Genomic DNA, 12,821 nt, shown 5'->3' with positions numbered 1-12,821 from the left:
GCGCCTGCCGCCCGAGCGACCCGGAACATTACAAAGTGAAAGATTCTGGATTCTAAATCGAAATGGGAATGATTACCAAACGAAAGCTTGCGGAAAGCAGGGGAGAAGCCGGGGACGGAGGCCGGCGAACGGGGCGGCCCGGCGCGGGCGCAAGCGCGTAGAATGCCCGCTTCGAGGAATTTGACGGAGCAGCACCGACCATGAACGATCAGCGCAAGAAGAACCCTGTCCGCAATGTGAGCATCCTGATCGTCGTGGCCGTGCTGCTCGTGATCGGGACGATCCTGTACAACGCGATTTCGCAGAAGCACGCGTACGACGAGGCCCATCCGGCCGAGGCCGCGAGCGCGGCGTCGCACTGACGTGCCGGTGCGCGGCCCGCTCGGGTCGCGCGCGCGGCAGGCGAACGGCGTCGATTCGCGGCTTCCGGTGCGACGGGCGCCGTGCGGAACCGGGTCAGCGGAAGGCGCGCCGAAACCGGCGCGCCGTATCGACAGGTCGGCCGTGCGTCAACGTGACGCGGGCGCGAATTTCGGGCGGATCCGCGCGTAGAACACGGACATCCGCGCTCAGGCGGGCAGCCGGATCACGCTCGCGTCCTTGCGGATCAGCAGCGACGACGCGAGCATCTGCTTGCACTGGTGCGCGAGCACCTTCAGGTCGTGCGTGAGCTCGGCGCCGACCGCATCGGATTTTTCCGCGGACACGACCATCGCATCGAGATCGCGCGTGATCTGCTTCGATGCTTCGAGCTGGTCAGCCGGCGGCGGCTCGCCGGCTTCGGCCTTCTCGAGATTGTCGAGCACGGCGGCCAGGCCGCGCTGCAGCGCGTCGTCGTGGACGAGCCCGCCGTCGGCCGCGCACGCGCTGCGGATCAGCGGCGCCGCCGCCGTGATCTGCGCGCCGAGCACGTGCGTCTGCACGAGCAGGTCGTTCAGTTCGGGCACGAAGCGCTGGTGCGCCTTCGGCTCGATCATCATCCGCTGGAACGCCTGCCCGAGGTTCGCGAACGCGATGTGCACGTCCTTGCGGGCGAGCCGGTAGCGGTAGTCGTCGTCGAGGCTGGCCGCCGGAGATTCGATCGCCGCGGCGACGCCCGCGACGACGGCGGCACCGTCGGCGGCTGGCACCGTCGGCGGCGACATGCCGCGCCCGGCGCGCCACACGGCCTCGAAATACTTGCGGGTGGAGCTCAGCATGTCGGTGACGAGCTTGCCCATCAGCCGGTATTCCCAGTACGGGAACAGCCGGCTCGCGGCGATCGCGATCATGCAGCCCACCACCGTGTCGATCGCGCGCTCGCCGATGATCCGCATGCTGCCCGGCGCGAGCAGGTGGAACATCAGCAGCACGTACGACGACGTGAACACGACACTCGCCGCATAGTTGAACAGCAGCAGGCTGTAGCTCATCACCATCGACCCGAACATGATCGCGATCAGCAGGTGCGTGTCCTTCACCGTGTAGATCAGCGTGACGCTCGCCGCGCAGCCGATCAGCGTACCGACGATACGCGCCGCGTTGCGCTGCTTGGTCAGCGAGTAGCCGGGCTTCAGGATGATGATGGTCGTCATCACGATCCAGTATGCGTTGGTGAGCGGCAGCAGGCGCCCGATCCAGAAGCCGACCGCCACGGCGATCGTCACGCGCAGTGCGTGGCGAAAGCTCGGCGAGCGCATGTTCAGGTTCGAGAAGATCAGCAGCGGCGACAGGCGGCGGCGCTGCAGGAAGCGCGTGAGCGCCTTGTCGATCTTCAGTTCGGTTTGCTGCGGATCGGCGCGGCCCGACAGGTTGCGGCGCATCCGGTCGATCAGGCGCGTCGCGCTCCAGATGCGCCGGAACGTCGCGACCACGGCCGCATAGGCTTCCGCGTGGGTGGCCGCGAAGTTCTTCTTGCGCATCAGCTCGATCTCGTACTCGATCGCGCGCAGCTCGGCCTTCACGCTGATGTGCGAATGCGGCGCGCGGTTTTCGAGCACCGCGAGGCCGACCTCCTCGAGATCGGCCGCGGCCTTGCGGATCAGGTCGCGGTAGAAGATGATCAGGTCCGTTCCGCCGAACGTGTTGCGCACGAGCGGGTAGTCGGTGTGCGCGCCGACGAACAGCTCGTGCAGATCGACGCTGTTGATGAACAGGTTGTACATCGTCGTGCGGCCGGGATCGAGCTTGCCGCGCCGCAGCTTCGGCAGGTTGCGCAGCACGATGTCGCGCGCGGTTTCCTGCGTTTCGACCGCGGTGATCTGCCGGGCGACGAGATTGCGGTAGCACTCGTCGAGATCGGCGTCGAGATCGTAGAACTGCGCGCGCGCGAGCAGGTAGTCGGCGCAGGCGAACAGGCTTTCGGCCAGCGCCTGCTGCTCGATCCGGCGCGCCTGCCACTGCGACACGAGCGTGGCCCAGTACGTGTACCAGAGGCCGCCCGCGAGAATCCAGCCGGCGTTGACGAACGCCTGCAGCGGCGTGAACTTCTCCTCGAGCGTCATCACCATCATGAACAGCGTCGCGAAGCTGATCTGCGGCCAGCGGTTGCCGTAGACGACGATCAGCGACAGCACGAACGTGAGCGGCACGATCGTGAGCCACAGCGCGAAGATGTTCGGTGTCGCGAGGCCGGTGGCGAGCGCCGCCAGGAAACCGATCACGCTGCACGCGAGCATTTCGTTGTGCTTGTACTTGAGCGGGCCCGGCATGTCGACGACGCACGCGCCGAGCGCGCCCGTCGAGATCGTGAAGCCGAGCTCGCGGTTGTGAAACACGATCAGGCACAACACGGCCGGCAGCGACACGCCGACCGCGATGCGCAGGCCGCCGAAAAAGTACTGGCTGTAGAAAAACTTTCTGATTTCGACCGAATAGCGCATCGATGGGCTGAATGGCAGACGAAGACGCCCGGGGGCGGCGTATTGACTGGCGACGAGTCTATCGTATTTCGCGGTTCGCAAAAGCTGGCTTTCCGGCCGAGGTTCGCGGCGGCGGCCCATTTGCTATCCTTGGTGATCCTGTTCGCCCGGCCCCGCCGGTCCGAGGTTCCGACGCCCGCTTCATGCTCCATCTTTTCTATTCGAACCGTCACGAAACGCTGGCCGACGCGCTGCTCGAGGATCTGGCCGCGTTCCCGGCCCGTAACGGCCCGTGGGCGCCGCAACAGGTCATCGTGCCGAGCGCGGCGCTGCGCCGCCGCCTCGAGCTCGACATCGCCGCGCGCAACGGCGTGTGCGCGAACGTCGAGTTCACGTATCTCGCGCAGTGGCTGTGGGCGCAGATCGGCCGCGTGCTGGCGGTGCCCGCGCGTTCGCCGTTCGCGCCCGACCGGCTCGTGTGGCGCTGCTACCGGCTGTTCGCGCAGGCGGCAGGCGACGCGCCGTGGCTCGCGTCGCCGCGGCTGGTCGCGTATCTGTCGGCCTCCGACGATGCGATGCGCTACGAGCTGGCCCATCGCGTCGCGGCCGTGCTCGATCACTACCTGACCTACCGCCCCGAATGGCTGGCCGCGTGGCAGGCCGGCGAGTCGGTGCTCGCGGGCGACGCCGCGCCGCGCGGGATCAGCGACGCCGCGCGCGACGACGAGCGCTGGCAGGCCGCGCTGTGGCGCGCGCTGCTCGCCGAGCTGAGCGACAGCGGCACGCCGCCGGCGCACCGTTTCCTCGTCGAGGCGCGCCATCTCGATGCCGATACGGTCGCGCGCGCCGACTGGCCCGAATCGGTCAGCGTGTTCGCGCTGCCGACGATGCCGCCGCTGCACGTCGCGCTGCTGCGCGAACTGTCGCGCTGGATCGACGTGCGCGTCTACGCGCTGAATCCGTGCCGCGAATTCTGGTTCGACATCGTGACCGCCGCGCACGCCGAGGCGCTCGATGCGGCCGGGCGGCGCGATTACCAGGAAGTCGGCCATCCGCTGCTCGCCGAATGGGGCAGGCAGACGCAGGCGCAACTGCACATGCTGCACGAGCTGACTGAAAGCGCGGCGTCGGGCGATGCGTCGCGTTTCGTCGAGAATCCCGCACCGACGTGGCTCGCGCGCGTGCAGAACGCGATCCTCGAACTGCAGCCGGAGGCCGACATCGGCGGCACGCCGCTCGAGCGCGGGATCGAGGTGCATGTGTGCCACAGCCTCGCGCGCCAGCTCGAGGTGCTGCACGACCGGCTGCTCGCGTGGTTCGACGCCGATGCGAGCCTGCAGCCGTCCGACGTGCTCGTTGCGGTCGCCGATCTCGCCGCGGCCGGGCCGTTGATCGACGCGGTGTTCGGCACCGCAGGCGCCGGCGGCGCGCGGGTGCCGTACCGGATCACCGGCCTGCCGCCGTCGCAGGCGAACCCGGTCGCGCGCGTGCTGCTCGACTGGCTCGCGTTGCCCGAGCGGCAGGTCGGCGCGCCGGAGCTGGTCGAATGGCTGCGCGTGGATGCGGTGGCCGCGCGCTACGACATCGACGCGGCCGCGCTCGAAACGGTGCAGACCTGGCTCGCGGCCGCCGGCGCGCGGCGCGGGCTGTCGCCGCGCGCGAGCGACGACGCGGCCGTGCCCGCGCCGCGCCATACGTTCTCCGATGCGCTCGCGCGGCTCTTTCTCGGCTATGCGATGCCCGAAGGCGCGGCGCCGATCGGTGCATGGCTGCCGATCGAGGCGGCCACGGGCAGCGAGGCCGAACTGCTCGGCCGGCTCGCACGCTTCACCGACGATCTCGACGGCTTCGCGCGGCGGCTCGCGCAGTCGCACACGCCGCGCGGCTGGAGCGAGCTGTTCGCCGACACGCTCGCGCGCTTCTTCGATTCGGGCGCCGCGTATGCCGACGCGCTGGCCGGCGTGCGCGACGCGCTCGACGCGATGCTGGCCGCGATGACGGAAGGCGCGCCCGACGAGGCGCTGCCGGCGGCCGTCGTCCGCGCGGGGCTCACCGCGGCGCTCGACGATCCGGCCCGCGGCGGGGTGCCGTGGGGCGGCGTCACGTTCTCGTCGCTCACGAGCTTGCGCGGGCTGCCGTATCGCATCGTCTGCCTGCTCGGGATGGACGACGGCGTGCTGCCGAGCCTCGCGCGCGCGGACGAATTCGACCTGATGGCCGTGCTGCCGAAGCTGGGCGACCGGCAGCGCCGCGACGACGAGCGCAATCTGTTTCTCGACCTGCTGCTGGCTGCCCGCGACCGGTTGCTGATCGCCTATACGGGCCGCAGCATCCGCGACAATGCGCCGTTGCCGCCCGCCGCGCTCGTCGACGAGTTACTCGATCATCTGGCGATCGTCACGGCGGGGCCCGGCGCCGCCCCGGATGCGGTCGATGCCGCGCGGCGCGCGTTCATCGTCGAGCATCCGCTGCAGCCGTTCGCGGCCGCGTATTTCCAGCCCGGCAGCGAACTCGTTTCGTACGACACCGAGCGGGCGACGCTTGCGTCGCTGCTGGCCGCCGAAGCGTCGCGCGGCGGGCCGCGCGAGCAGCCGTTCTTCGCGCAGCCGCTGCCGGCCGAGCCGGTCGAGCCCGTCGCGTTCAGCGAATTCGAACGTTTCTGGCGGCATCCGGCGCGCGCGTTGCTGCGCGGCCGGCTCGGCATCGTGCTGGCGGACGCGCAGGCCGAACTGCTCGATACCGAGCCGTTCGCGCTGGACTTCGCCGGCAGCGACGCGCTTGCCGAGCGCGTGCTGCCGCTCCTGATCGAAGCGGGCGAGGGCGGCGTGCACGATCACGCGCTGCGCATCGCGGACGCGAGCCCCGAACTGCCCGGCGGCGCGACGGGCGCGGTGTGGCGCGACCAGGCGCTCGGCTCGATGACGCAGCTTGCGTCGAACGTGCGCGGTGCGCTGGCCGGCGGCATCGAGCGGCGGCCGTTCTCGCTCGCCGTCGTGCCGAAATGGCCCGACACCGAACAGGCGCTGTTCGGTGCCGACGACGCGATGCTGGCGGCCGACGCGGTGAGCGCGCCGCTCGAGTTGCACGGCACGCTGAACCGGTTGACACCGGCCGGCCAGGTCATCTACCGCTATGCGCGGCCGAGCGCGCGCGACTACCTGTCCGCGTGGCTCGCGCATCTCGTCTACTGTGCGATCGAGCCCGGCGGCCCGCGCCGCACGCTGTGGTTCGGCAGCGGCGGCGCGTTCGAGCTGACGCCCGTCGCGGCGCCGCTCGAACGGCTCGCGCCGCTGGCCGCGCTGTTCCGCGCGGGGCGGCGCATGCCGCTGCGGTTTTTCCCGCGCAGTGCATGGGCGCGGGTGTCCGACGGCGAGGCCAAGGCCGCGAGCGTGTGGATCAACGAGCGGGTCGTGAGCGAAGCCGACGATCCGGCCATCGCGATCGCGTGGCGCGGCGCGCATCCGTCGCTAGACGAGCCGTTCGGCACGCTCGCGCGGCTCGTGTTCGAGCCGCTCGTCGAACATCTGAAGGAGGTCGCATGAGCGCCGGGGCGCAGCAGCAGGCGCTCGAACTGGACGTATTCGCGTGCCCGCTCGACGGCGTCAACCAGATCGAGGCGTCGGCCGGCACCGGAAAGACCTGGAATATCTGCGCGCTGTACGTGCGCCTGCTGCTCGAAAAGGATCTCGGCGCGGACGAGATCCTCGTCGTGACGTTCACGAAAGCGGCGACGGCCGAGTTGCACGAGCGGATTCGCGGCCGGCTCGCGCAGCTCGCGCATGCGCTCGACACGGGCGACGACGGCGGCGATCCGTTCATCGCGCGCCTGCTGGAGACCACGCTCGGCGACGACGGCGCGCTCGATCCCGAGACGGCCGTGAAGCGGATCCGGCGTGCGCTGCGCGCGTTCGACCAGGCGGCGATCCATACGATCCACGCGTTCTGCCAGCGCGCGCTGCAGGAAGCGCCGTTCGCGGCGGCGATGCCGTTCGCGTTCGACATGGAGGCCGACGATGCGTCGCTGCGCTTCGAACTCGCGGCGGATTTCTGGCGCACGCGTGTCGAACCGGCGGCCGCGCGCTGGCCGGGCTTCGCGACGTGGCTCGTCGAATCGGGCGCCGGCCCGGCCGCGCTCGATGCGCAGCTCGCACGCCGGCTGAAGAAGCCGCTTGCCGCGCTGCGCTGGGATGGCGTGACCGAGCCGGACGAATCGGCCGAAGCGGCCGCGGCCGAATGCTTCGCGGAGGCCGCGCGGATGTGGGCGGCCGAGCGCGACGCGATCGATGCGCTGCTGCGCGCCGCGCAGCCCGCGCTCAATCAGCGCTCGCACAAGCCCGACGCGCTCGCCGATGCGCTCGCCGCGTGGGCGGCGCATTTCGCGCAGGGCGACGCGACGGCCGCGCTGCCGAAAGCCGCGCTGAAGCTCACGCAAACCGCCCTGACCAAGGCGACGAAAAAAGGCGGTGCGACGCCCGCCCACGCGTTCTTCGACGTGGCCGACGCGCTCGAGGCCGCCGTGGCCGCGGCCGAGGCCACGCAGCGCGCGCGCTGGCTCGCGCTGATCGCCGAATGGCTCGACATGGCGCCGCGCGAGCTGGCCGAGCGCAAGCGCACGCGGCGCGTCGTGTCGTTCGACGATCTGCTCGCGAACCTGTATCACGCGCTGCACGCGCATCCGTGGCTCGCCGAGGCGCTGCGCGCACGCTATCCGGCCGCGCTGATCGACGAGTTTCAGGATACCGATCCGCTGCAGTTCGCGATCTTCGACCGGATCTTCGCGCCGGGCGGCCCGCTGTTCCTCGTCGGCGATCCGAAGCAGGCGATCTACAGTTTCCGCGCGGCCGATCTGCATACCTATCTCGCCGCGCGCGCACGGGCGAGCGCGTGCTACACGCTCGCGGTCAACCAGCGCTCGACGCCCGCGATCGTCGACGCGTGCAACCGCTTGTTCATGTCGAATCCGCGCGCGTTCGTGCTCGACGGGCTCGACTATTACGCGGTGCGCGCCGGCACGCGCGTGCGTGCGCCGTTCGTCGACGAAACCGATCCGGGCCCCGCCGGCGATTTCCGGGTGTGGGCGCTGCCGGGCGGCGAACGCACGCTGCTCAAGCGCGATGCGCAGGCGCAGGCCGCCCAGGCGTGCGCGGCGGAGATCGCGCGGCTGATGCGCGGCGCGCGTGAAGGGCGCGTGCGCTTGGGAGACACGCCGTTGTCGCCGGGCGACATCGCGGTGCTCGTGCAGACGCACCGGCAAGGCAGCCTCGTGAAGCGCGTACTCGCGACGTGGGGCATCGGCAGCGTCGAGCTGGCGCAGGCGTCGGTGTTCTTGACCGGCGACGCCGAGCAGCTCGAACGCGTGCTGGCGGCGATCGATGCGCCGGGCGACCTGCGGCGCCTGCGCGCGGCGCTCGCGTCCGACTGGTTCGGGCTCGATGCCGGCGCGCTGTGGCGCATGGAGCAGGGCGACGGCGGCGCGCCACCCGGCGCGCCGGCGGCCGACGGTGCCGACGCGATGAGCTGGGTCGAGCGCTTCTCGCGGTATCGGCTGCTGTGGCGCGAACGCGGTTTCGCGGTGATGTGGCGCACGTTCACGCGCGAGCTGCGGATCGCCGAGCGGCTGATGGCCGGTGCGGACGGCGAGCGCCGCGTGACCGACATCAACCATCTGGCCGAGTTGACGCAGGCCCGTGCATCCGCGCAGCCGGGCATCGCGCCGACGCTGCGCTGGCTCGCCGCGCAACGGCTCGACGGCGGCGGCGAGGAAGCGCAACTGCGGCTCGAATCCGATCGCAATCTCGTGCAGATCGTCACGGTGCACAAGTCGAAGGGGCTCGAATACGCGATCGTGTTCTGTCCGTTCCTGAACGACGGCGGGCTGCGCGAGCCGCCGTCGTCCGCGTTGCCCGATGCGCGCGAGTATCACGACGAGGCGGGCGATGCGGTGCTGCATTACGGATGCGACGACGAAGCGGCCGCGCACGCGGCGCGCCAGGCGCTGCGCGAGCAGGCCGCGGAACGCGCGCGGCTCGTCTACGTGGCGCTCACGCGCGCGGTCTATCGCTGCTATGTCGTCGCCGGGCCCTACCTGTCGTCGCGCTCGACGCGCGAAGCGCGGCGCAGCGTGCTCAACTGGCTCGTCGCGGGGGCCGGCGCTGCGTTCGATGCGTGGCTCGACGAGCCGCCCGACGAAGCCGCGCTCGACGCGGCGTGGCACGCGCTCGCGGGCGGCCCCGTGAGCGTCGCGCCGCTGCCGGTGCCTGCGCGCCGCGAGCGTCTCGAAGCCGGGCACGACGCGTCGCAGATGCTCGCGGCGCGCCATGCGACACGCGTGCTGCGCGATGCGTGGCGGATGGCGAGCTTCAGCTCGCTGACCGCGTCGATGGCGCGGGAGGAGGCGGGCGTCGCGGCCGTGCCCGACGACGAACTGCGGCCCGATCACGATGCGCTTGCGGCGGTGACGCCCGACGGCGAACCGATACTGGCCGATACGGCCTCGGCCGGCCCGCCGGACGACGACATCCTCATGTTCCCGCGCGGCGCGGCGGCCGGCGAATGCCTGCACCGCCTGTTCGAGCTCAGCCGGTTCACCGAGCCCGAGTCGTGGCACACCGCCGCGCTCGGCGCGCTGCACGACCGGCCGGTCGAGGCCGAGCCGGAACTTGCGACGCGCCTGCCGGCGATGATGGCGCGGCTCGTCGACGACGTCGTGCACACCGAGCTCGTGCCGGGCATGCGGCTTGCCGATCTCGATCCGGCGAAGCGGCTCGACGAAATGGGCTTCCTGTTTCCGGCGCCGTCGCTCGACCTGACGGCGCTACGCCGGCTGCTGGTCGCGCACGGCTATCCGGACGTTGCACTGGAGGCGGGTACGCTCGCCGGTTTCATCAAGGGTTTCATCGACATGATCGTCGAACACGACGGCCGTTTCTGGATCGTCGACTGGAAGTCGAATTACCTCGGCACGACGCCGGATGCCTACGGCCCGCGCGCGCTCGACGTCGCGATGGCCGATCACGCGTATCACCTGCAGGCGCTGCTCTATACGGTCGCGCTGCACCGTTACCTGCGTGGCCGCCTGCCCGATTACGACTACGACACGCACATCGCCGGTTACCTGTACCTGTTCGTGCGCGGTGTGCGGCCCGGCTGGCGCAGCGGCGGCGAGCCGGCCGGCGTGCATGCGCGGCGGCCCGCGCGCGCGCTCGTCGACGCACTCGACCGGATGATGGAAGGGAGCCGCGCATGACCGCATCCGACGACATGCTCGAATTCACCGGCGGCCTCGTCGCGCGGCTGCCCGAGCCGGCCGATTTCGGCATCGCGCTCGCGGAAGGCTTCGCGCGCCGCATCGGCGACCTCGCGCGGCGTGCCGGTGCGCCGCCCGCAGCGGCACGCTGGGCGGCGCGCGCCGCGTTCGCGACGAGCCGCGCGACCGCCGGCGGCCACGTGTGCGTCGCGCTTGGCGCGCTCGCGCAGCGCTACGAAGCGCCGCTCGACGAGGTCCGCGCGGCGCTGGCCGCAAGCGGCGTGGTCGCGTTCGGCACGCTCGCGCGCGGCGACGAGCGGCCGCTGATCGTCGACCGGCTCGATCACCTGTACCTGTCGCGCTATTTCGATTACGAACGGCGGCTCGCCGATGCGCTCGTCGCGCAGGCCGGCGTCGCCGCGCCGGACGAACGCCTGTCGCCCGACCGGTTGCGCGACAGTCTCGCCCGTTACTTCGGGCCGGCCACTGGCGAAGTCGACTGGCAGCGCGTCGCGGCGATCGTCGCGCTGACGGGCCGCGTGACGATCGTCAGCGGCGGGCCGGGCACGGGCAAGACGACGACCGTCGTCGGCGTGCTCGCCTGTCTGCTCGACGCGCACCCGGGGCTGCGCATCGCGCTGGCCGCACCGACCGGCAAGGCCGCACAGCGGATGCAGGAGGCGCTGCACGCGCGCGCCGGCGATCTGCCGCCGGAACTCGCCGCGCGCCTGCCCGACACGTCGTACACACTGCATCGGCTGCTGGGCGGCGGTGGAGCAGGCGGTTTCCGGCATCATCGCGACAATCCGTTGCCGTACGATCTGATCGTCGTCGACGAGGCGTCGATGATCGACGTCGCGCTCGCCGCGCATCTGCTCGACGCGCTCGCGCCGGGCGCGCGGCTCGTGTTGCTGGGCGACAAGGATCAACTGGCCGCGGTCGAGGCCGGCGCCGTATTCGCGGAGCTGAGCGCGCGGCCGGCGTTCACGGCCGCGGCGCGCACGCGCATCGCGCAGGCGCTGGGCATCGACGAGGCGGCGTTCGTCGCGGCGTTGCCGGTGCCGGACGAAGCCGCACCGGCTGCGGTTCCGGCCGCGCATCCGGTTTCCGCTTCCGTACGGGCTTCGGCGTCGCCATCGGCGTCCGTACCCGTTTCACGCAAGCCGGCGGCTCGGCCGAAAGTCGATGCGCGACAGGCGTCGCTCTTCGACGACGAACCGCAGGACGACGAAGCGTCGTCGCCCGGCATCGCGCCGCCATCGCACGCGGAGTCGGCACCGGCCGATGTCAGCGTATCGGGCGGCACTGCGCCCGCGTGGATCGAGGCCGACGAACTCGCGTGGCTCGACACCGTCGAGCTGCCGCCGTTCGACACAGCCGATGCGGCGCTCGCGTCGGTGACGGCCGCCGCATCGCCATTGACCGGCGAAGTCGCCGCCGCGTCCGCCGGCACGTCCGCTCCGGCACCGCTCGCGGATTGCGTCGTGTGGCTCGAACGCAATTACCGGTTCGGTCTCGATTCGCCGATCGGACGTCTGTCGCTCGCGATCCGCCGCGGCGATGTGCAGGCGGCGCTCGATGCGCTGCCTGCCGACGACTCGGCCGCCGCGTCGTTTCATGACGATGCGGGCGACACGCTGACGTCGTCGACGGTCGAGCGGCTCGCGCGGCGCTTCGGCGCCTATCTCGACGCATTGCGCGACGCGTTGGCCGCGCCGGTGCCCGATCCGCTGCCGCTGTTCGACGCGCTCAACCGGTTCCGGATTCTGTGCGCGACCCGCGGCGGCTCGCGTGGCGCGGAACACGTCAATGCGCTGGTGGCCGCGCACGTGCGGCACGCGGCGCGCGTGCCGCTCGCGGTCGGCGCGCACTGGTTCACCGGGCGGCCGATCATGGTTACGCGCAACGACTATGCGCTGGGGCTGTTCAACGGCGACATCGGCATTGCGCTGCCCGACGCGCACGGCGTGCTGCGCGTGTGGTTCCGGCGCGCGGACGGCACCGTGCGCGCGGTGTCGCCGGCCGCGTTGCCGCCGCACGAGACGGCGTTCGCGCTGACGGTGCACAAATCGCAGGGCTCGGAATTCGACGAGGCGGCGCTCGTGCTGCCCGCGTCGTTCGGCCGCGTGCTTACGCGCGAGCTCGTTTATACGGCCGTCACGCGCGCCCGCACGCGCGTGCAGGTGATCGGGCCGCGGCGCGTGCTGGCGCAGGCAGTCGCGACGCGCACGCAGCGCGATTCGGGGCTCGCGGCCCGCATCGACGAGGCGCTCGCCCGGCGCCGCATGGAGGTTTCGCGATGATGATCCGCTACACGCTCGATCCGGCCGAGGTCGAATGGACCGCCGTGCGCGCGCAGGGCGCGGGCGGGCAGAACGTGAACAAGGTGTCGAGCGCGATTCATCTGCGCTTCGACATCCGCGCGTCGTCGCTGCCGCCGGTGCTCAAGGAGCGGCTTCTCGCGCTGTCCGACCAGCGCATCACGCGCGACGGCATCGTCGTGATCAAGTCGCAGGAATATCGGACGCAGGAGAAGAACCGCGAGGCGGCGCTCGCGCGGCTCGATACGCTGATCGGCAGCGTCGCGTACACGCCGCGTGCGCGGGTCGCGACGCGGCCGACGCGTGCGTCGAAAGAACGGCGGCTCGAACACAAGTCGCGCCGCAGCGTGGTGAAGTCGGGGCGAGGGAAGGTGGTCGACTGACGAACGACGGGCCGGTGCTCGTCGCGAGCGA

Annotated in this window: 6 protein-coding genes; 5 read left to right on the top strand and 1 reads right to left on the bottom strand. The window is 71.1% G+C overall.

The genetic code is table 11. From position 1 onward, the window contains the following. Window positions 1-200 precede the first annotated feature (200 nt). Complete coding sequence (locus tag C5F75_RS13005; RefSeq protein WP_006476417.1) at window positions 201-362, top strand: hypothetical protein; 162 nt, start codon at window positions 201-203, stop codon at window positions 360-362. 207 nt (window positions 363-569) lie between these two features. Here C5F75_RS13005 and C5F75_RS12995 read toward each other — a convergent pair whose 3' ends face one another. Further along, complete coding sequence (locus C5F75_RS12995) at window positions 570-2,861, bottom strand: FUSC family protein (RefSeq protein WP_059573934.1); 2,292 nt, start codon at window positions 2,859-2,861, stop codon at window positions 570-572. 182 nt (window positions 2,862-3,043) lie between these two features. Here C5F75_RS12995 and recC point away from each other — a divergent pair, with 182 nt between their 5' ends. The 4 genes from recC to arfB are packed head-to-tail and all read left to right on the top strand — an operon-like array spanning window position 3,044 to window position 12,790. After that, on the top strand, window positions 3,044-6,382 hold the full coding sequence (gene recC / locus C5F75_RS12990; protein ID WP_059573933.1) for an exodeoxyribonuclease V subunit gamma: 3,339 nt from the start codon (window positions 3,044-3,046) through the stop codon (window positions 6,380-6,382). Continuing rightward, window positions 6,379-10,086 (top strand): exodeoxyribonuclease V subunit beta, encoded by a 3,708-nt coding sequence (gene recB, locus C5F75_RS12985; RefSeq protein ID WP_059573932.1) that lies wholly within the window; start codon window positions 6,379-6,381, stop codon window positions 10,084-10,086. The genes recC and recB overlap by 4 nt, the downstream gene beginning before the upstream one ends. Further along, window positions 10,083-12,389: an AAA family ATPase gene (locus tag C5F75_RS12980; RefSeq protein ID WP_059573931.1), complete on the top strand. Its 2,307-nt coding sequence runs from the start codon at window positions 10,083-10,085 to the stop codon at window positions 12,387-12,389. The genes recB and C5F75_RS12980 overlap by 4 nt, the downstream gene beginning before the upstream one ends. Continuing rightward, window positions 12,386-12,790, top strand: a complete 405-nt coding sequence (gene arfB, locus C5F75_RS12975; RefSeq protein WP_059573930.1) for an alternative ribosome rescue aminoacyl-tRNA hydrolase ArfB — start codon at window positions 12,386-12,388, stop codon at window positions 12,788-12,790. The genes C5F75_RS12980 and arfB overlap by 4 nt, the downstream gene beginning before the upstream one ends. Window positions 12,791-12,821: the final 31 nt, after the last annotated feature.

Source organism: Burkholderia anthinoferrum (assembly GCF_002925705.1).
GTDB lineage: Bacteria > Pseudomonadota > Gammaproteobacteria > Burkholderiales > Burkholderiaceae > Burkholderia > Burkholderia semiarida.
The sequence above is the reverse complement of the archived record's forward strand: the minus strand, read 5'-3'. Positions and strand labels throughout refer to the sequence as shown.

Bases quoted from the DNA above. Each gene is read 5' to 3' on its own strand.
- C5F75_RS13005 (WP_006476417.1), top strand. From the start codon at position 201: ATGAACGATCAGCGCAAGAAGAACCCTGTCCGCAATGTGAGCATCCTG.
- C5F75_RS12995 (WP_059573934.1), bottom strand. From the start codon at position 2,861: ATGCGCTATTCGGTCGAAATCAGAAAGTTTTTCTACAGCCAGTACTTT.
- recC (WP_059573933.1), top strand. From the start codon at position 3,044: ATGCTCCATCTTTTCTATTCGAACCGTCACGAAACGCTGGCCGACGCG.
- recB (WP_059573932.1), top strand. From the start codon at position 6,379: ATGAGCGCCGGGGCGCAGCAGCAGGCGCTCGAACTGGACGTATTCGCG.
- C5F75_RS12980 (WP_059573931.1), top strand. From the start codon at position 10,083: ATGACCGCATCCGACGACATGCTCGAATTCACCGGCGGCCTCGTCGCG.
- arfB (WP_059573930.1), top strand. From the start codon at position 12,386: ATGATGATCCGCTACACGCTCGATCCGGCCGAGGTCGAATGGACCGCC.